This window comes from Streptomyces sp. NPDC051214 (assembly GCF_040682375.1).
Classification (GTDB): Bacteria; Actinomycetota; Actinomycetes; order Streptomycetales; family Streptomycetaceae; genus Streptomyces.
In genome coordinates, this window is record NZ_JBFBAT010000003.1 from 175,299 (window position 1) to 193,964 (window position 18,666).

Sequence of the window (18,666 nt, forward strand, 5' to 3'; positions counted from 1 at the left end):
CGTGACCACCACGAGCACGACCGTCGTGCAGGGCCCCAAGGAGCCGCCCGCGACCGCCCCGAAGACGGAGGGCGGCCCGCGCCGCCGTCCCGGGCGGCTCCGCCGCATCGGCCTGCCCTACCTCCTGCTGCTTCCGGCCCTCCTGCTCGAACTCCTCGTCCATCTGCTGCCGATCGTCATCGGCATCGTGATGAGCTTCAAGGAGCTCACCCAGTTCTTCATCCGCGACTGGGGCGCCGCGCCCTGGTCCGGCCTGGACAACTACAAGATCGCGGTGGACTTCGACGCGCCGGTGGGCGAGGCGCTGCTGCACTCGTTCCTCGTCACCTGCGCGTTCACGGTGCTCTCGGTCGGCCTGTGCTGGCTGATCGGGACGACCGCCGCGATCTATCTGCAGGAGACGTTCAAGGGGAGGGGCTTCCTCAGGGCGCTCTTCCTCGTCCCGTACGCACTGCCCGTGTACGCCGCCGTGATCACCTGGGGCTTCATGTTCCAGCGTGACAACGGGCTCATCAACCACGTGCTCCACGATCAGCTGGGCCTCACCGACAGCGCGCCCTTCTGGCTCATCGGCGACAACAGCTTCGTCGCACTGCTCACCGTCTCGGTGTGGAAGGGCTGGCCGTTCGCCTTCCTGATCCTGATGGCCGGGCTGCAGAACATCCCCAAGGACATGTACGAGGCCGCGGCACTCGACGGAGCCGGCATGTGGCAGCAGATCCGCCGCATCACGCTGCCGTCCCTGCGCCCCGTCAACCAGGTCCTCGTGCTCGTCCTGTTCCTGTGGACGTTCAACGACTTCAACACGCCGTACGTCCTGTTCGGCAGGTCGGCGCCCGAGGCCGCGGACCTGGTCTCGATCCACATCTACCAGTCCTCGTTCGTCACCTGGAACTTCGGCACCGGCTCGGCCATGTCCGTCCTGCTGCTCCTCTTCCTGCTCGTGGTGACGGGCGTCTACCTGCGGGTCACGTCACGCGAGAGGAAGTCCGCTCATGTCTAGCGCCCGCATGGCCGTGCGGCCGGGCGGGGCCGCGAAGCCCCGGTCGCCGATGGCGGCGCCCCGCTCGTTCCTCTGGTCTCGGCGGATCTTCCTGACGCTGCTCACGGGCTTCGTGCTGCTTCCGGTGTTCGTGATGGTGTCCAGCTCGCTCAAGCCCCTCGAAGACGTGTCGGGCAAGTTCCGCTGGATGCCGAGCGGGCTCACGATCCGCCCGTACATCGACATCTGGAACACCGTCCCGCTGGCCGACTACTTCATGAACTCGCTGATCGTGGCGGGCGCGGCCACCGTCTGCTCGGTGGTGATCGCCGTCTTCGCCGCCTATGCCGTCAGCCGCTACCAGTTCCGCGGCAAGCGCGTCTTCACGGTGACGGTCCTGTCCACCCAGATGTTCCCCGGCATCCTGTTCCTGCTCCCGCTGTTCCTGATGTACGTCAACATCGGCAACGCCACGGGGATCGCCCTGTTCGGCTCGCGGGCCGGGCTCATCCTCACCTATCTGACCTTCTCGCTGCCCTTCTCGATCTGGATGCTGATCGGGTACTTCGACTCCGTGCCGCGCGACCTGGACGAGGCGGCGCTCGTCGACGGCTGCGGGCCGATCGGCGCGCTCTTCAGGGTCGTGGTGCCCGCCGCGATCCCCGGCATCGTCGCGGTCGCCGTCTACGCGTTCATGACCGCGTGGGGAGAAGTGCTCTTCGCCTCCGTCATGACGAACGAGGCCACCCGCACCCTCGCCATCGGCCTGCAGGGCTACTCCACCCAGAACGACGTCTACTGGAACCAGATCATGGCCGCGTCGCTGGTCGTCAGCGTGCCGGTGGTCGCGGGCTTCCTCCTGCTCCAGCGCTATCTGGTCGCCGGCCTCACCGCCGGAGCCGTCAAGTGACCTTCTCCCTCACACCCGATCCCCTTACGTCTGAGAGGACGTCTGTGTCCGAGCTCATCGACCTTGCCGCACTTCCGCACGACTTCGCGTGGGGCACGGCCACATCGGCGTACCAGATCGAGGGAGCCGTCACCCAGGACGGCCGTTCCCCCTCGATCTGGGACACCTTCTCGCACACCCCCGGAAAGATCGACAACGACGACCACGGCGACGTGGCCTGCGACCACTACCACCGCTGGCGCGAGGACATCGCGCTGATGAAGCAACTGGGCACCAACGCCTACCGGTTGTCCCTCGCCTGGCCGCGCGTCGTGCCCGGCGGCGACGGACCGGCCAACGCCAAGGGCCTGGACTTCTACGACCAGGTGATCGACGGACTGCTCGACGCCGGCATCACCCCGTCGGTGACCCTCTACCACTGGGACCTGCCGCAGGTGCTCCAGGACCGCGGCGGCTGGCCCGAGCGGGAGACCGCCGAGCACTTCGCGGCGTACGCGTCCGTCGCCGCCGAGCGCTTCGGCGACCGCGTCACCCAGTGGGCCACGCTCAACGAACCCCTCTGCTCGGCCTGGATCGGTCACCTCGAAGGGCGGATGGCACCGGGCCTGACCGACCTGACCGCCGCCGTGCGCGCCTCGTACCACCTGTTGCTCGGGCACGGCCTCGCCACCCAGGCGATCCGCGCCGCCGCGCCCGGCGCGCAGATCGGCATCGTCAACAACCTCTCCACGGTCGAGCCCGCGAGCGACCGCCCCGAGGACGTCGCCGCCGCCCGCCGCGTGGACGGCCACACCAACCGCTGGTGGCTCGACCCGGTCCACGGCCGCGGCTTCCCCGCCGACATGCGGGAGGTCTACGGGGTCGAACTGCCGGAGAAGGCGGGCGACCTGGCGACCATCGCGCAGCCGCTCGACTGGCTGGGCCTGAACTACTACTTCCCGGCCGTGGTCTCCGACGACCCCGCGGGCCCCGCGCCCTACGCCCACCAGGTGCGCCGCGAGGGAGTCCCCCGCACCGGCATGGACTGGGAGATCGACGCGAACGGCATCGAGACGCTCCTGCTGCGCCTGACGGACGAGTACGGGGCACGCAAGCTGTACGTCACCGAGAACGGCTCGTCCTACCCCGACGTCGTACGCCCCGACGGAACGATCGACGACCAGGAGCGCACCGACTACCTGGTGCGCCATCTCGCCGCCTGCGCGAGCGCGGCCCGCAAGGGAGCGCCGCTGGCCGGCTACTACGCGTGGTCGCTGCTCGACAACTTCGAATGGGCCTACGGCTACGACAAGCGGTTCGGCCTGGTGCACGTCGACTACGAAACGCAGCGGCGCACCGTCAAGGGCAGCGGCCTGCGCTACGCCGACATCATCCGCGGTCACCAGGGGCGCGTGAACCGCGCCGCCTGACGCGCGCACGACCGGCGGCGGCTCCCGGCTCTCCGCCGGTCCGGGGGCCGCCGCGCTTGTGTGGCTCCGCCTTCCCGTGTCAGGTCGTGTTCACCTTGCGGCCCTCCTTCGCCGCCGCGCCGATGCACACGAGGCCGAGCAGGAGGGTGAGGCCGCCGATGATGATGTTGGTGAGGATGACGCCCGCGTCAGGACTCGTGCCGACGACCCACGGCGAGACGATCATCCATACGCCCATGGCGCACATGGCCCAGCTCAGGCCGTACATCCTGGCGGGCGCGACGGTGAAGCCGAGGCCCAGCAGGCCGATCGCGATGCCCATGATGAGGTTGTGCGTCGTGAGGACTGGCTGGCTGGTGGTGAAGTGGACCACCCAGGGGGAGATGGCACAGAAGAGACCCGTGAGGAACACAGGTCCGTCCACGAGCGCCACATCTTTGCCACCGAGTACGCGGGCGTACCGATCCCGCATCTCGGACACGTCAGGGTGAGCGGCTATGTCTCCCCTGTGTGAGACGTCGGCCATGAGACTCGTCTCCTCTGCTTGGAGCAGGCCTGATCACTTCGCGCGGCGGAATGTCGCACACATCCATTCTGCGCTTATTTTTTCTTTATGCGTAGTCGTGGGCGTTCTGTGACCAGGCGGGTGCCGCCCGTACGGGGGACCAGAACGCGCCGTCGCACGCCCCGCCCGCTGGAATGAACGAGTGACCGCGCCCCCGGACGACTGCCTCGCGCGCAACGAGTGGATCTGCGGCGAGTACCTGAGCACCCGCCGCCAGATCATCGTCGACGCGGTCCTCCAGCACCTGGAGCTGACCGCCGTCTCCGTCCTCATCGCGCTCGTCATCGCCGTGCCGCTCGCCGTCGTCGCCCGCCGCTGGGCCCTCGCCGCCGGTCCCGTCCTCGCGCTGACCACGGTCCTCTACACGATCCCCTCGCTCGCGATGTTCTCGCTGCTGCTTCCCGTGTACGGCCTCTCCGCGTCCCTGGTGGTCGCGGGACTCGTCCTGTACTCCCTCACGCTGCTCGTCCGCAACATCCTGGCCGGCCTGCGCGCCGTTCCCGAGGACACCCGGCAGGCCGCCCGCGGCATGGGCTACGGACCGATCCGCCTCCTCCTCACCGTGGAACTGCCGCTCGCGCTGCCCGCCGCCATGGCCGGCCTGCGCATCGCCACCGTCTCCGCGGTCTCCCTCGTCACGGTCGGCGCGATCGTCGGCTTCGGCGGGCTCGGCAACCTGATCTACGCGGGCATGAACACCTACTTCAAGGCGCAGGTCCTGACCGCGTCCGTGCTGTGCGTCGTCATCGCCGTACTGGCCGATCTGCTGCTCCTCGGCGTGCAGCGGATCCTCACCCCGTGGACGAGGGCGGTCCGCTCATGAACACCCTCAGCGATGCCTGGCAGTGGCTCACCGACTCGGCGCACTGGGCCGGCGACGACGGCATCTGGCACCGGCTCACCCAGCACCTCGTGCTCACCGTGGTGTGCCTGATCCTGAGCTGCCTGATCGCGCTGCCGGTCGCGCTCGTCCTCGGCCACCTCGGCAAGGGCGGCGCGCTCGCGGTCAACATCTCCAACGTCGGGCGCGCGGTGCCCACCTTCGCCGTCCTCGTTTTGCTGCTCCTCACCCCCATCGGACAGTGGGGCGAGGGCCCCACGGTGGTGGCGCTCGTCCTGTTCGCCGTGCCGCCCCTGCTCACCAACGCCTACGTCGGGATGCGCGGGGTCGACCGCAGCGTCGTCCAGGCCGCGCGCGGCATGGGGATGACGGGGCGGCAGATGCTGTGGCGGGTCGAACTGCCGCTCGCGATGCCGCTGGTCCTCAGCGGGGTGCGGATCGCGGCCGTGCAGCTCGTGGCCACCGCCACCATCGCGGCCCTGGCGGGAGGCGGGGGACTCGGCCGGATCATCACGGCCGGCTTCAACCTGGCGAGCACCCCGCAGGTGGTGGCGGGCGCCGTCCTTGTCGCCGTCTTCGCCCTGATCGTCGAGGGACTCTTCGAGATCGGCGAACGGCTCGCTCCCGGCTGGGCGCGGGGGAGAGGGCGGACGGGATGAGGCGGGGCGCGGTGCGTGGTGCGGCTGCCGCTGCCGGGGTCGCCCTGTTGCTGGCCGGGTGCTCATCCGGGCCGTCCCTGGAGACCCAGGGAGAGGTGACCGCGCCACCCGGCGACAGCCACCACCTGGTCGTCGGCTCCGCGGGCTTCACCGAGAGCGATCTGCTCGCCCAGATGTACTCCCTGCTCCTGCGGAAGGCCGGATACGGCGCGGAGATCCTCTCCGTGGCCAACCGCGAGCTGTACGAACCCGCCCTCGAGTCCGGCCAGATCGACGTCGTCCCCGAGTACGCGGCGACGTTCGCCGACTGGCTGAACGCCAAGAAGAACGGCGCGGACGCCACACCGGTCGGTTCGCCCGACCTGGACGCCACGATGAAGGCCCTGCGCGGCCTCGCCACCCCGCGCGGCCTCACCGTCCTCGACCCCGGGAAGGCCGTGGACCAGAACGCGTTCGCCGTCACCGCGTCCTTCGCGAAGGAGCACCACCTCAAGACCCTGAGCGACCTGGGCAAGTCCGGCCTGAAGGTGCGCCTGGCCGCGGGCGACGAATGCGTGCAACGCCCGTACTGCGAGCCCGGTCTGAAGAAGGTCTACGGCATCGACATCACCTCCGTCGACCCCAAGGGCGTGGGCACCACACAGGCCAAGAAGGCCGTGCAGAGCGGTCAGGACCAGATGGTCCTGACCACGTCCACGGACGCCACGCTCGACAACTTCGGCCTCGTCCTGCTGAAGGACGACAAGAAGCTCCAGAACGCCGACTACATCGTCCCGGTCGTCAACCGCTCCCGCGCGGGCAGCGAGGGCGTCGCGAAGGCGCTCGGCCGCCTCAACTCCGTGCTGACGACGGCGGACCTGGCCTCCATGAACGAACAGGTGGACAGCTGGCGCAGGCTGCCGGAAGACGTGGCGCGGACGTACTTGGAGGAGAAGGGGCTGTTGTGACGCATTGCCGGTCCGCGTGATGCCCGGCGCGCGGGGTGATCAGGCGTCGGCCACCGAGTCGAACTCCACCTGATCCCGGGGCACGCCCTGCGCGTCCGCGTCCACCGAGCGGCGCAGGGCCTCGTGCAGCTTCGCCGGGGTCAGTACGCCCAGGAAGCGGGCCGCGTCGAGGACCGCTACCCAGCCCGCGTCGTGCTGCAGCATCACACCGAACGCCTGCTTGAGCGGGGCGCCCACCGGGACCCACGCCTTCATGCGGTGGGCCAGGTCGCCGACCCTGCCGCCCTCGCCGGCCAGCGCCACCTCGTCGATGCCGACCCAGCCGTGCAGATCGCCGCCCGCGTCCAGGACGACGCCCCAGCGGGCGTCCTCCTCGCGCAGCCGTGCCGCGGCGTGCGCGGCAGCCTCCTCCAGCCGGACCACCGTCGGCTGCTCCAGGTCGTCCGGCTGGATCTCGGTGACCGAGAGCCGCTTCAGGCCCCGGTCGGCGCCCACGAATCCGGCGACGTACGGCGTCGCCGGGGTGCCGAGCACCGCACCGGGCGTGTCGTACTGCTCGATGCGCCCCTGCCCGTACACCGCGATCCGGTCACCGAGCCTGACCGCCTCCTCGATGTCGTGCGTGACCAGGAGAACCGTCTTGCGGACCGTCGCCTGCATCCGCAGGAACTCGTCCTGCAACTGCTCGCGCACCACCGGGTCGACCGCCCCGAACGGCTCATCCATCAGGAGTACGGGCGGATCCGCGGCCAGGGCGCGTGCCACACCGACCCGCTGGCGCTGCCCGCCCGACAGCTGCTCGGGGTAACGGGAGCCGTACGTCTTCGGGTCGAGGCCCACCAGGTCGAGCAGCTCGGCGGCCCGCGCCCGTGCCTTGGCCTTCTTCCAGCCGACCAGCGCGGGCACGGTCGCCGTGTTGTCGAGGATCGTCCGGTGCGGGAAAAGTCCCACCTGCTGGATGACATAGCCGATGCGGCGGCGCAGCCGGACCGGGTCGACGTCCGCGATGTTCTCGCCGTTCACGAAGATGCGACCCGCGGTCGGCTCGATGAGACGGTTCACCATCATCATCGTGGTCGTCTTGCCGCAGCCGGACGGTCCGACGAGGGTGACCAGCTGCCCCTCGGCGACCTCGAAGGACAGATCGTCCACAGCCATCGTGCCGTCCGGATAGCGCTTGCTCACCTGCTCGAACCGGATCATGCACTCACGCTAACCGCGGCCCTCACACTCCGCTCATCAGCACCACCTCCAGGGTGCGCGGGCCGTGCACGCCCTCCACCCGGTCCAGTTCGATGTCGCTGGTGGCGGACGGTCCCGAGATCCAGGTCAGCGGGCGGGCGGGGTCGAGCCGTTCGAGTGCCTGTGGCACCGAGGAGACGACTTGGTCGGGGACCCGTACGACACAGATGTGGTGATCGGGGACGAGCGTGATGCGCCGGCGGCCTTGGTCGGGGCTGCCGTCCAGGACGATCGTGCCCGTCTCGGCGACGGCGATCGCGCAGCCGGTGACGACGCTGTCGATCTCGTCGAGCTCGTGCGGAGTGCTCGCGGCACGGTCCTCGACACGGGTCGTGTCGGAGGACTGGAGCCAGTGCGGCGGGAGACCGGGCGGCACGAGCACGGTCCGCGCACCGCGCTCCGCGAGCAAACGCCCGAGCAGCTCCGGAAGCTCCTCGTTTCCGCAGCGATGCACCAGCGCGCGATAGTCGGCGAGGTTCTCCGCGAGCAGCTCTACGGTCTGCTCGGTGGAGCGGTGGCCGTGTTCGCGCAGGTAGTCACGGGGGACAGGTGTGGGGCCGGCATCGCGTACGTCGACCAGCGCCCGCCGGACGCGGCCCAGGATCTGGTCCCTGCTGCTCACTGCTCGCCGCCCTTCTGCGCCTTGTCCACCTGACCGCCGTTCGTACGCCGCCACCAGTCGCGGAACGGCTCCGCGGGCACCTTCGGCAGATCCCGTGTCCCGCTCCACGCCCGCCCCGGCCCGGGAAGCGTCCGCGGATGGACGCGCCGGGTCCCGGACGCAAGACGCTGTCCGGCCCGCAGCGCCCCGGGGCGGGCGAACGCCCAGCCCGCCGCGCGCATCGCCGCCCGCTCGGCGGCGTGTCCCTTCGCGGGCCGCAGCGTCACCTTGGAACCGTGCCGGGTCACTTCGCCGCCCTGGACCACCCGCTCCCGCAGATGGACGAGGACTTCGGGGATGTCGATGGCCACCGGACACACCTCGTAGCAGGCCCCGCAGAGGGACGACGCATACGGGAGTGAGGCGTCGATCTCGCTCTGGGTGCCCCGCAGTTGAGGGCTGAGGATCGCCCCGATGGGCCCGGGGTAGACCGAGCCGTACGCGTGGCCCCCCGCGCGTTCGTACACCGGGCAGACGTTGAGGCAGGCCGAGCAGCGGATGCAGCGCAGCGCCTGGCGGCCCACCTCGTCGGCGAGCGTGTCGCTGCGGCCGTTGTCGAGGAGCACGAGGTGGAAGGTGCTCGGGCCGTCCTCCTCGGACGTGCCGGTCCACATCGACGTGTACGGGTTCATCCGCTCGGCCGTCGAGGAGCGGGGGAGGGTCTGCAGGAAGACCTCCAGGTCCCGCCAGCTCGGCACGATCTTCTCGATGCCGACGACCGAGATCAGCGTCTCGGGGAGCGTCAGGCACATGCGGCCGTTGCCCTCGGATTCGACGACGACCAGGGTGCCCGTCTCGGCGACCATGAAGTTCGCTCCGGAGACGCCGACCTTGGCGCGCAGGAACTTCTCCCGGAGGTGAAGACGGGCCGCCTCGGCGAGTTCGGCCGGAGTGTCGGTGAGACCGTCCGGGGCGGGGCGGCCCCACTCGCTCATCTCGCGCGCGAAGATCTCGCGGATCTCACCGCGGTTGCGGTGGATGGCGGGCACCAGGATGTGCGAGGGGCGGTCCTTGCCCAGCTGCACGATGAGTTCGGCGAGGTCGGTCTCGTACGCGTGGATGCCCGCCTCTTCGAGCGCTTCGTTCAGGCCGATCTCCTGCGTGGCCATCGACTTGACCTTGACGACCTCCGACTCGCCGGTCTCCTGGACGAGACGGGTCACGATGCGGTTGGCCTCGTCGGCGTCGGCGGCCCAGTGCACGATGCCGCCCGCCGCCGTGACCGACTCCTCCAACTGGACCAGATAGTGGTCGAGGCGGGAGAGGGTGTGGTCCTTGATCTGCTTTCCGGCCTCGCGCAGCTGCGCCCAGTCGTCCAACTCCGTGACGGCACGCGCCCGTTTGTCGCGGATGGTGTGCGTGGCGTGCCGGAGATTGGCGCGCAGGGTCTTGTCCCCCACGGCCTCGCGGGCCGCGACGGGAAAGGCGGGCATGCCCACGAACGTGCCGCTTGTGCTGCTCAGGCCGGTCGTGCCGCTCATGCCGCTCATGAGAGGGGCTCCTCTTCCGTGCTCGCCAGGATCTCCGCGATGTGGACCGGGCGCAGGCCGCTCTTCAGGCGGGTCATGGTGCCCCCGATGTGCATCAGACAGGAGTTGTCCGCCGCGCACAGGGCGTCGGCGCCCGTCGACTCGGCGTTGCGCACCTTGTCCGTGCCCATCGCCGACGAGACATCGGAGTTCTTCATGGCGAAGGTGCCGCCGAATCCGCAGCACTCGTCCGCACCCGGCAGCGCCCGCAACTCCAGGCCCTTGACCGCCTGCAGCAAGCGCGTGGGGCGATCGCCGAGCCCCAGACTGCGCAGGCCGTGACAGGTCGGGTGGTACGTCACCGTGTGCGGGTAGTACGCCCCGACGTCCGTCACACCAAGGACATCCACCAGGAACTCGGTGAGTTCGTACGTCTTGGGCACGACGGGTGCCAGCGTCGCCGCCAGACCCCCACCGCGGCCCTCCGAACGGGCTCGTTCTCCCATGCGCGGGTACAGCTCGCGGACCATCGCCCCGCACGAACCCGACGGTGTCACGATCGCGTCGTACTCATCCGAGCCGAAGACATCGGAGAAATGGCGGGCGAGTGGCTCTGCCTGGTGGCGGTAGCCCGTGTTGTAGTGCGCCTGCCCGCAGCAGGTCTGCGCCATCGGGAAGTCGACCTCAACTCCCAGCCTGGTCAGCAGTTTCACCACCGCTCGGCCCGTGTCCGGATAGAGCGTGTCGTTGACACAGGTCAGGAACAGAGCGACACGCATCGCGGGTTCCTCCTCGTCGATCATCGGATGGATGCAGCGTAAGCGCTACGCGCGCTGTGCGGGAGTCATGAGGCCAGGACGCGTCGTGACGCCGGGATGCGTCATGAGGCCGGGACGCGTCGTGACGCCGCATCCCACGCCGCGCGGCTCGCCGGGTCACCGGCAGGCTCGTAGCGCGTCAGGTGCTGGGTGCGGGCAAGCAGGGCACGCATCGCGTGGCGGTCATCGCCCACCAGGCCGTGCGCCCTGGCCTGCACGAGTATGTTGCCCAGGGCCGCCGCTTCTGCCGGGCCCGCGACGACGGGCAGCCCGCAGGCGTCCGCGGTCAGTTGGCACAGGAGGGCGTTGCGTGCGCCGCCGCCAACTATGTGGATCACGTCCACGGCGCGGTCCGCGAGGCGCCGGGCGTCCCCGATGGCCCGGCGGTGGGCCAGGGCCAGGGAGTCGAGGATGCAGCGGGTCGTCTCGGCGGGGGTTTCGGGAGCCGGCTGTCCGGTGGCCCGGCAGGCGTCGGCGATGCGGCGCGGCATGTCGCCGGGAGGCAGGAAGGCGGGGTCCGCCGCGTCGACGAGTGAGCGCAGGGCGGGAACGGCGGCCGCTTCGCGCAGCAGCGCTTCCAGGCCGGGGGCGCTCGCGTCCGTGTTCCAGGTGCGCAGGCACTCCTGGAGCAGCCACAGGCCCATGATGTTGCGCAGGTAGCGGACCGTGCCGTCTATGCCCAGCTCATTGGTGAAGTTGGCCTTGCGGCTCTCCTCGGTGCGGATGGGCGCGGTCAGCTCCAGACCTGCGAGGGACCAGGTGCCGGTGCAGATGTAGGCGAAGTCGTCCGACGTGGCGGGTACGGCGGCGACGGCTGACGCGGTGTCGTGGGAGGCGACGGTGGTCACCGGGAGGGGCGAGGTGAGTCCGGTGTCCTGGAGAACCTGAGGGAGCAGGTGGCCTGCGGGGGAGCCCGGGTGCCGCAGTGGGGGGAACAGCGCCAGGTCGATGCCCAGGCGCGTCGCCACCTCCTGGGACCAGGTGCCCGTGCCGGGGTCCATGAGTTGGGTGGTGGAGGCGTTGGTCAGCTCGGTGCCGAGCTCGCCCGTCAGCCAGTACGTCAGCAGATCCGGGATCAGCAACAGGTGCGCGGCCGACGCCAGTTGGGCCGTCTCCTGTGCGGCGATCAGTTGGTACAGGGTGTTGAAGGGTGCGTACTGGATGCCCGTGGTGGCGTAGAGCTCGGTGGGTGGGACGGCCGACCACGCGGTGGCCGCGATGCCCTCGGTGCGGGTGTCGCGGTAGTGCACCGGGTTGCCCAGGAGAGTGCGGTCCGCGTCGAGGAGGCCGTAGTCGACTGCCCAGCTGTCGATCCCGATGGACGTCAGAGAGGCGGCGGAGCCTGCGACCCGCAGACCGTCGAGGATCCCGGCGTACAGGGACAGGACGTCCCAGTGCAGGGTGCCGGCGGTACGGACGGGGCGGTTGGGGAAGCGGTGCGCTTCCTGGAGGGTGAGGGTGTCGGGGCCCGCCTCGGCCACCATGACGCGTCCGCTGGAGGCGCCGAGGTCGACGGCGGCGAAGTGGTGGGGTGCGTGGGTGCGGGGACGCGGGCGGGAGCTGGGCATGATGGCTCGCAGGGTCGAGGGTCGGGTCCGGGTGTTCGGTGGCCGCGTGGTGCTCGCGCGGGCGGGGCCGCGCCGGCGTTCCGGTGGCTCGTCCCCTCCGGCCGTGGTGCCGGCCGGAGGGGACGGGGCTCACCTGAGGAACGCGGGCTACCTGAGGAAGGCTGCCGCGACGCCCGCGTCCACGGGTATGTGCAGACCCGTCGTGTGGGTCAGGTCGCCCGCCGTCAGGGCGAAGACCGCGTTGGCCACGTGCTCGGGGAGCACCTCGCGCTTGAGGAGGGTCCGCTGGGCGTAGAACGCGCCCAGGTTCTCCTCCTCGATCCCGTACGTCGCCGCGCGCTGCGCGCCCCAGCCGCCCGCGAAGATCCCCGAGCCGCGGACCACGCCGTCCGGGTTGATGCCGTTCACACGGATGCCGTGCTCGCCCAATTCGGCTGCGAGCAGACGCACTTGGTGGGCCTGGTCCGCCTTGGTGGCGGAGTACGCGATGTTGTTCGGGCCCGCGAACACCGCGTTCTTCGACGTGATGTAGATGATGTCGCCGCCCAGCGACTGGTCCCGCATGACGCGCGCCGCCTCGCGGGAGACGAGGAAGGATCCGCGGGCCATGATGTCGTGCTGGAGGTCCCAGTCCCGGGCGGTGGTGTCGAGCAGGGGCTTGGAGAGGGAGATGCCCGCGTTGTTCACCACCAGGTCGACTCCGCCGAAGGCCAGAACCGCCGACTTGAAGGCGGCCTTGATCTGCTCCTCGGACGTGACGTCCATGGGGATGGCCACGGCCTTGTCCGGGCCGCCCAGCTCGTCCGCCACGGCGGCCGCGTTCTCCGCGTCGAGGTCGGCAACCGCGACGCAGGCGCCCTCCGCCACCAGGCGGTGCGCGATCGCCTTGCCGATGCCGCTGCCCGCCCCGGTCACCAGGGCGACGCGGGTGGCCAGGGGCTTGGGCTTCGGGAGGCGCTGCAGCTTGGCCTCCTCCAACGGCCAGTACTCGATGCGGAACTTCTCCGACTCGTCGATCGGGGCGTACGTGGAGACCGCCTCGGCGCCCCGCATGACGTTGATGGCGTTCACGTAGAACTCGCCTGCCACCCGGGCCGTCTGCTTGTCCTTGCCGAAGGAGAACATGCCCACGCCCGGGACGAGGACGATGGCCGGGTCGGCGCCGCGCATGGCGGGAGAGGTTGGGTCGGCGTGGCGGGTGTAGTAGGCCGCGTACTCCTCGCGGTAGGCGGCGTGCAGCTCCTTGAGGCGGGTCACGGCCTCATCGAGCGGGGCGGTCGGCGGCAGGTCCAGGACCAGCGGCCGGATCTTCGTGCGCAGGAAGTGGTCGGGGCAGGAGGTGCCCAGGGCCGCAAGACGCGGGTGCTCGGCGGCGGACAGGAAGTCCAGGACGACGTCCGTGTCGGTGAAGTGGCCGACCTGGGGGCGGTCCTGCGAGGCCAGCGAGCGGATGTGCGGGGCCAGTTCGGCCGCGCGGTCGCGGCGTGCGGCCGTGGGGAGCGGGCCATGGCCTTCCAGGGCCGGGCCGAACGGGGCGGGCCTGCCGCGGTCGGCGAGAAACGCCTCCGCCGTGCGGATGATGTGCAGCGAGTTGCGCTCGCACTCGTCCGCCGTGGCTCCCCAGGCCGTGATGCCGTGCCCGCCCAGGACGCAGCCGATGGCGTCGGGGTGGGCCGCCTGCACCGCCGCGATGTCCAGGCCGAGCTGGAATCCGGGGCGCCGCCAGGGCACCCAGGCCACCGTGGGGCCAAAGCACTCGGCCGTCAGCTTCTCTCCGTCCGCGGCGCAGGCCAGGGCGATCCCCGAGTCCGGGTGCAGATGGTCCACGTGCGGGGCGTCCACCAAGGCGTGCATCGCGGTGTCGATGGAGGGGGCCGCGCCGCCCTTGCCGTGCAGGCAGTAGTCGAAGGCGCCGACCATCTCGTCCTCATGGTCCGGGCCCGCGTACACCTCCTTCAGTGCGTGCAGGCGGTCCAGGCGCAGGACCGCCAGGCCTTCCTCGGTGAGGGTGCCCAGGTCGCCTCCCGAGCCCTTGACCCACATCAGGTCCGTGTCCGCGCCCGTGACCGGGTCGGGGGCCGTGCCCTTCGCCGACGCGTTGCCGCCCGCGTAATTGGTGTTGCGCGGGTCGGCGCCCAAGCGGTGGGCGCGGTCGAGGAGTTCGGTGATGCGCTCGTGCTGTGTCATGTCGCTCATGCCCCCCATCCGGCCTGCTCGCCGCCCACGCGGTCCTTGACGATCTGCTCCTGCCAGCCTGACTCCCGATAGGCCCTCATGGGATCAGGGGCGAGCCCCGACTCCTCCCTGACTTCTGCCAGTAGGGGGCGGACGTCCGTGTTGAACGCGTCCATCAAGACCGCGTTGGCGGCGAGCACGTCGCCGGTCCGCTGGGCCTCGGCCAGCGCGTCGGCGTCGACGAGGAGGGCTTTCGCCGTGGCCTCCTGCACGTTCATCACCGAGCGGATGATGGCGGGGATCTTCGCCTCGATGTTGTGGCACTGGTCGAGCATGAACGCGATGTCCGAGTCCAGGCCGCCGCCCCGGACGACCTCGTACATGATCCGGAAGAGCTGGAAGGGGTCCGCGGCGCCCGCCATCAGGTCGTCGTCCGCGTAGAAGCGCGAGTTGAAGTCGAAGCCGCCCAGGCGGCCCTCGCGCAGGAGGGTCGCCACGATGAACTCGATGTTCGTGCCGGGCGCGTGGTGGCCGGTGTCGACGACCACCTGCGCCTTCGGGCCGAGCTTCAGGCAGTGCGCGTAGGCAGTGCCCCAGTCCGGGATGTCCGTCGCGTAGAAGGCGGGCTCGAAGAGCTTGTACTCGATGAGCATGCGCTGGTCGTCGCCGAGCCGGTCGTAGGTGGTCCGCAGGGCTTCCGAGAGCCGGTCCTGGCGGGCCCGGAGGTCGTCCTGGCCGGGGTAGTTGGTGCCGTCGGAGAACCACAGCTTCAGGTCGCGAGAGCCCGTCGCGTCCATGATGTCCACGCACTCGAGAAGATGGTCGAGCGCCTTGCGCCGGACCGTCGGGTCCGGGTTGGTGACCGAGCCGAGCTTGTAGTCGTCGTCCTGGAAGACGTTGGCGTTGATCGCGCCGAGCCGGACGCCGCGCTCGGCGGCGTAGTCCGCGAGCGTCGCGTAGTCGTCGACCTTGTCCCAGGGGATGTGCAGGGCCACCTTGGGCGCCACGCCCGTGTGGGCGTGCACGCGGGCGGCGTCGTCCAGCTTCTCCCGGGTCGTGCGGGGGACACCTGGCTGCGCGAAGACCTTGAAGCGCGTACCGGAGTTGCCGTACGCCCAGGACGGGGTCTCCAGGGCCTGGGTGGTGAGTGCCGCTTTCACGGCGTCCTTGCTGGTTCCGGCGGTCATCGCGCAGCCTTCCGAAAGAGCGGTCGAGGTGGGTCAGTTGGAGAATCGGTGCGTGCCGGAGGCGGCGGCGAAGACGGCGCAGCCGTCCTCCATCCGCAGGAACTCCGCCGCGCCATGCGTCACCTGCGTGCGCTTGTCGGCGGGGATCCACACCTCCGCCGTGGTGTTGGCGGGCAGGGTGAGGGTGAGACGGAACCCTTCGTCGTCCGTCTTCCAGTGGGTGCTGACCGGGCCGTAGAGCGCGTCGAAGCTGCTACGGGCCTCGGTCACGCCGCCGCCGGGCCGCGGACGGACGAGGATCTTGCGGAAGCCCGGAGCGGCCGGTGCGATGCCCGCGATGTTGGCGTACATCCACTCGCCCACCGAGCCGTAGGCGTAGTGGTTGAAGGAGTTCATGCCGGCGTCCTGGAAGCTCCCGTCCGGCCTGATGGAGTCCCAGCGCTCCCACATCGTCGTGGCGCCCTTGTCGATCTGGTAGCCCCAGCTGGGAAAGGACTTCTGGACGAGGAGGCGGTAGGCGACGTCCGTGTGACCGGTGGCCGTCAGGACGGGAAGCAGACGTGGTGTGCCGAGGAATCCCGTCGACAGATGCCAGTCCTTGGACTTGATGAGCTCCACCAGGCGGGCGGCCGCCGGTGCGCGGTCGCCGTCGGTGAGCAGGTCCATGGACAGGGCCAGGACGTACGCGGTCTGCGTGTCGCCCTTCACCCGCCCGCCGCCGGTCACGTACGCCGCACGGAAGGCGTCGCGGACGCTCCCGAAGAGCTTCTTGTACGGGGCGGGGTCCTTGCCCAGTGCTTCGGCCACCCGCGCCACGAGGTCGGCGCTGTGGGCGAAGTAGGCGGTGCCTATGACGTCCTTGGGGGTCTCGTCCTGGATGTTCAGCCAGTCCCCGTAGCCCTCGGCGGGACGCAGATATCCGGAGCTGTGCTTCTCCAGGTAGTCGAGCCACTTCAGCATCGAGGGCCAGGACTGCTCCAGGACGCGCGTGTCCCCGTAGGCCTGGTAGAGCGCCCAGGGCACGGTCACTCCCGCGTCGCCCCAGCCGGCCACGCCCTTGCCGACGGTGCCGACGAAGGGGGCCACGTCGGGGAACGCGCCGTCCTCGGGCTGCCCGTCCCGCAGGTCGTCGAGCCACTTCGTGAGGAAGCGCGCCGACTCCATCGTGTAGGCGGCGGTCGGCGCGAAGACGTTGATGTCGCCCGTCCAGCCGAGCCGCTCGTCGCGCGCGGGGGTGTCGGTCGGGACGGAGAGGAAGTTGCCGCGCTGACCCCAGGTGATGTTGCTGTGCAACTGGTCGAGCATGGGGACGTTCGTCCTGAAGTCCATCGTGAAGGGCGCCGACGTATGGATGACGCGACCCCGCACGGCGTCGAGCGGGGGCGTGCCCGGGTAGCCCGTCACCTCCACGTAGCGGAAACCGTGGAAGGTGAACCGCGGCTCGTACGTCTCCTTGCCGCCGCCCTTGAGCGTGTACGTGTCGGTGGCGCGCGCGGAGCGCAGATTGGCGGTGTAGAGCGTGCCGTCGGGGTTGAGGACCTCCGCGTGGCGCAACCGGACCTTCGTGCCGGCCTTACCGGAGACGGTCAGCCGGACGGCGCCGACCATGTTCTGGCCGAGGTCGAAGACGAAGACACCGGGCTTTGGTTCGCTCACCTTCCGGGCGGAGAGCTCGCTCTCCACGCGCGTGTGCCCGTCGATCTGGGCCACGAGGGCGGCCTTGACCTTGTCGACTGCGTCGGCGGCGACCCACTTCGAGTCGTCGAATCCGGCACGTGTCCAGCCCGCGGTCTCCAGGCGGGCGTCGTAGTCCTCGCCCGACAGGAGGTCCGCGGCGGTGACCGGGCCCGTGGCGGCGCGCCAGTCGGTGCCGGACAGCACACGGTCGGTGGAGCCGTCGGTGTACGTGACCTCCAACTGGGCGAGGAGAGCCGGGCGTTCGCCGTACTGGTGGGGGCCGAACATGCCGACGTTGCCCGCGTACCAGCCGACCGCGACCGTCACGCCGAGCGCGTTGGCGCCGGACTTGAGCTGCTGGGTGACGTCGTACGTCTGGTACTGGACCCGCTTGTTGTAGTCGGTCCAGCCGGGGGCCAGGCGGTCGTCGCCGACCCGTTCGCCGTTCAGCCAGGCGTCGTAGAGGCCGAGGGCCGTGGAGTACAGCCGGGCCCTGGCGACCTTCTTCCCCGGCCGCAGGCGGAACTCGTGGCGCAACTGGGCGGCGGGGCAGTGGTTCGGGGCGACCTTCCCCCAGGGGCCCGCACCCCAGGCCGCGGCGACCTTGGCCGCCGGCCATGCGGCGTCGTCGTATCCCGGCGCCTGCCAGTCGCCGGAGGGCTCCTTGTCGGTGGACTTCCAGGTGGCGTCGGTGGTGTAGGTGCGTACGCCGTCGGCGGTCGTCAGCTCCAGCACACCGAGCAGACCGGCGGGCCCGGTGGTGGCGTTCGTGGCGGACACGGCGATGACTGTCGTGCCCGCGCGGAGCCGGTCGGTCACGTCGACGACCGTGGGGCGGCGCCAGTTGTCGGCGGCGCTGTCCGCTTCGGTGTGCGCCACGCGCGTGCCGTCCACGTACGCGGTGTAGCCGTCGTCGGCCGTCATGACCAGCCGCGCGCGGGTCACCCCTGCGGGGACGTCGACGCGGCCGCGGAACCAGCGGGTGGCGGCGGGCGCGCTGGTCGCGGGGTCGCCCTCCGGGAACCAGATCCAGGAGGCGTCGTCCAGGGCGGGCGCGCCGACGAGGGAGGCGGGCGCGCCGATCCACCGCGCCGTCCAGTCCTTCGCCGCCACGAGGCCGGTCTCCCACCAGGAGGCCTCGCTCCAGCCGGAGACCTTCCCCTTGGTGTCCCAGACGCGGACCGACCAGTAGTAGCGCGTACGGGACGCGAGGTCGGGGCCCGCGTACGGGACCAGGACGGAGTCACCGGACGCGATCTTGCCGCTGTCCCAGACGTCGGGCTCGGCGAGGCGGCTCGCGGCGGTGGCCACGCGCACCTGGTAGGCGCTCTGCCCCTGGCCCTCCTGGGAGGACGTCAGGGGCCAACTCAGTCTGGGACGCGGCACGTCGAGACCGAGGGGGTGTCTCACGTACTCCACGGTCGGTCTGGTCACGCGCAGGGCCCGACCGCCCGGGGAGGGGGCGGCATGGGCCGTCGCAAGGGGTCCTGCGGCCATCGCCGTCCCCAGGGCGGCCGTGGCGGTGGTGCTGAGCAGTCGTCTTCTGCTGATCACAA

15 protein-coding genes are annotated in these 18,666 nt (G+C 70.4%); 6 read left to right on the forward strand and 9 right to left on the reverse strand.

Going from position 1 to position 18,666, the window contains the following annotated elements; genetic code table 11:
* Positions 1 to 25: 25 nt before the first annotated feature.
* Genes AB0M70_RS08865 through AB0M70_RS08875 form a run of 3 tightly spaced genes read left to right on the forward strand, consistent with a single transcriptional unit; the run spans position 26 to position 3,301 of the window.
* Complete coding sequence (locus AB0M70_RS08865; RefSeq protein WP_365818757.1) at positions 26 to 1,003, forward strand: sugar ABC transporter permease; 978 nt, start codon at positions 26 to 28, stop codon at positions 1,001 to 1,003.
* Positions 996 to 1,892 carry a carbohydrate ABC transporter permease gene (locus AB0M70_RS08870; RefSeq protein WP_365817902.1) on the forward strand — a complete coding sequence of 299 codons (897 nt, stop codon included), beginning with the start codon at positions 996 to 998 and terminating at the stop codon, positions 1,890 to 1,892. The genes AB0M70_RS08865 and AB0M70_RS08870 overlap by 8 nt, the downstream gene beginning before the upstream one ends.
* Positions 1,893 to 1,936: 44 nt before the next feature.
* Positions 1,937 to 3,301, forward strand: coding sequence for a GH1 family beta-glucosidase (locus AB0M70_RS08875; protein ID WP_365817904.1), 1,365 nt, complete (start codon positions 1,937 to 1,939; stop codon positions 3,299 to 3,301).
* 79 nt (positions 3,302 to 3,380) lie between these two features.
* Here AB0M70_RS08875 and AB0M70_RS08880 read toward each other — a convergent pair whose 3' ends face one another.
* Positions 3,381 to 3,827 (reverse strand): SPW repeat protein, encoded by a 447-nt coding sequence (locus AB0M70_RS08880; protein WP_365817906.1) that lies wholly within the window; start codon positions 3,825 to 3,827, stop codon positions 3,381 to 3,383.
* A gap of 181 nt (positions 3,828 to 4,008) precedes the next feature.
* On the opposite strand from AB0M70_RS08880, the gene AB0M70_RS08885 reads away from it, so the two are divergent.
* The 3 genes from AB0M70_RS08885 to AB0M70_RS08895 are packed head-to-tail and all read left to right on the forward strand — an operon-like array spanning position 4,009 to position 6,313.
* Complete coding sequence (locus tag AB0M70_RS08885) at positions 4,009 to 4,689, forward strand: ABC transporter permease (RefSeq protein WP_249591883.1); 681 nt, start codon at positions 4,009 to 4,011, stop codon at positions 4,687 to 4,689.
* Positions 4,686 to 5,366, forward strand: coding sequence for an ABC transporter permease (locus tag AB0M70_RS08890; protein WP_365818759.1), 681 nt, complete (start codon positions 4,686 to 4,688; stop codon positions 5,364 to 5,366). The genes AB0M70_RS08885 and AB0M70_RS08890 overlap by 4 nt, the downstream gene beginning before the upstream one ends.
* Positions 5,363 to 6,313: an ABC transporter substrate-binding protein gene (locus AB0M70_RS08895; RefSeq protein WP_365817909.1), complete on the forward strand. Its 951-nt coding sequence runs from the start codon at positions 5,363 to 5,365 to the stop codon at positions 6,311 to 6,313. Before AB0M70_RS08890 ends, AB0M70_RS08895 begins: the two co-directional genes overlap by 4 nt.
* A gap of 39 nt (positions 6,314 to 6,352) precedes the next feature.
* Here AB0M70_RS08895 and AB0M70_RS08900 read toward each other — a convergent pair whose 3' ends face one another.
* The 8 genes from AB0M70_RS08900 to AB0M70_RS08935 all read right to left on the reverse strand — a co-directional run bounded on the left by AB0M70_RS08900 (position 6,353) and on the right by AB0M70_RS08935 (position 18,664).
* Positions 6,353 to 7,516, reverse strand: a complete 1,164-nt coding sequence (locus AB0M70_RS08900) for a betaine/proline/choline family ABC transporter ATP-binding protein (RefSeq protein ID WP_365817911.1) — start codon at positions 7,514 to 7,516, stop codon at positions 6,353 to 6,355.
* A 22-nt stretch (positions 7,517 to 7,538) separates the two neighbouring features.
* On the reverse strand, positions 7,539 to 8,177 hold the full coding sequence (locus tag AB0M70_RS08905; RefSeq protein WP_365817913.1) for a lactate utilization protein C: 639 nt from the start codon (positions 8,175 to 8,177) through the stop codon (positions 7,539 to 7,541).
* Positions 8,174 to 9,706, reverse strand: coding sequence for a LutB/LldF family L-lactate oxidation iron-sulfur protein (locus AB0M70_RS08910; protein ID WP_365817915.1), 1,533 nt, complete (start codon positions 9,704 to 9,706; stop codon positions 8,174 to 8,176). Before AB0M70_RS08910 ends, AB0M70_RS08905 begins: the two co-directional genes overlap by 4 nt.
* Complete coding sequence (locus AB0M70_RS08915; protein WP_363206114.1) at positions 9,703 to 10,464, reverse strand: (Fe-S)-binding protein; 762 nt, start codon at positions 10,462 to 10,464, stop codon at positions 9,703 to 9,705. Before AB0M70_RS08915 ends, AB0M70_RS08910 begins: the two co-directional genes overlap by 4 nt.
* 101 nt (positions 10,465 to 10,565) lie before the next feature.
* Entirely contained in the window at positions 10,566 to 12,071 is a 1,506-nt protein-coding gene (locus tag AB0M70_RS08920; RefSeq protein ID WP_365817917.1) for a rhamnulokinase family protein, read from the reverse strand.
* A 147-nt stretch (positions 12,072 to 12,218) separates the two neighbouring features.
* The gene (locus AB0M70_RS08925; protein WP_365818761.1) at positions 12,219 to 14,258 is read right to left on the reverse strand and encodes a bifunctional aldolase/short-chain dehydrogenase; all 2,040 of its coding nucleotides are present in this window, start codon (positions 14,256 to 14,258) and stop codon (positions 12,219 to 12,221) included.
* 5 nt (positions 14,259 to 14,263) lie between these two features.
* A complete protein-coding gene (gene rhaI, locus AB0M70_RS08930; RefSeq protein WP_365817919.1) occupies positions 14,264 to 15,433 on the reverse strand; it encodes an L-rhamnose isomerase in 1,170 nt (389 codons plus the stop codon).
* 33 nt (positions 15,434 to 15,466) lie between these two features.
* On the reverse strand, positions 15,467 to 18,664 hold the full coding sequence (locus AB0M70_RS08935; protein WP_365817921.1) for an alpha-L-rhamnosidase: 3,198 nt from the start codon (positions 18,662 to 18,664) through the stop codon (positions 15,467 to 15,469).
* Between the last annotated feature and the right edge of the window lie 2 nt (positions 18,665 to 18,666).

What these genes read in the sequence shown, in the direction of transcription:
- AB0M70_RS08870 (WP_365817902.1), top strand. Translation starts at nt 996, where the DNA reads ATGTCTAGCGCCCGCATGGCCGTGCGGCCGGGCGGGGCCGCGAAGCCC.
- AB0M70_RS08880 (WP_365817906.1), bottom strand. Translation starts at nt 3,827, where the DNA reads ATGGCCGACGTCTCACACAGGGGAGACATAGCCGCTCACCCTGACGTG.
- AB0M70_RS08890 (WP_365818759.1), top strand. Translation starts at nt 4,686, where the DNA reads ATGAACACCCTCAGCGATGCCTGGCAGTGGCTCACCGACTCGGCGCAC.
- AB0M70_RS08895 (WP_365817909.1), top strand. Translation starts at nt 5,363, where the DNA reads ATGAGGCGGGGCGCGGTGCGTGGTGCGGCTGCCGCTGCCGGGGTCGCC.
- AB0M70_RS08900 (WP_365817911.1), bottom strand. Translation starts at nt 7,516, where the DNA reads ATGATCCGGTTCGAGCAGGTGAGCAAGCGCTATCCGGACGGCACGATG.
- AB0M70_RS08910 (WP_365817915.1), bottom strand. Translation starts at nt 9,706, where the DNA reads ATGAGCGGCATGAGCGGCACGACCGGCCTGAGCAGCACAAGCGGCACG.
- AB0M70_RS08915 (WP_363206114.1), bottom strand. Translation starts at nt 10,464, where the DNA reads ATGCGTGTCGCTCTGTTCCTGACCTGTGTCAACGACACGCTCTATCCG.
- AB0M70_RS08920 (WP_365817917.1), bottom strand. Translation starts at nt 12,071, where the DNA reads ATGCCCAGCTCCCGCCCGCGTCCCCGCACCCACGCACCCCACCACTTC.
- AB0M70_RS08925 (WP_365818761.1), bottom strand. Translation starts at nt 14,258, where the DNA reads ATGACACAGCACGAGCGCATCACCGAACTCCTCGACCGCGCCCACCGC.
- rhaI (WP_365817919.1), bottom strand. Translation starts at nt 15,433, where the DNA reads ATGACCGCCGGAACCAGCAAGGACGCCGTGAAAGCGGCACTCACCACC.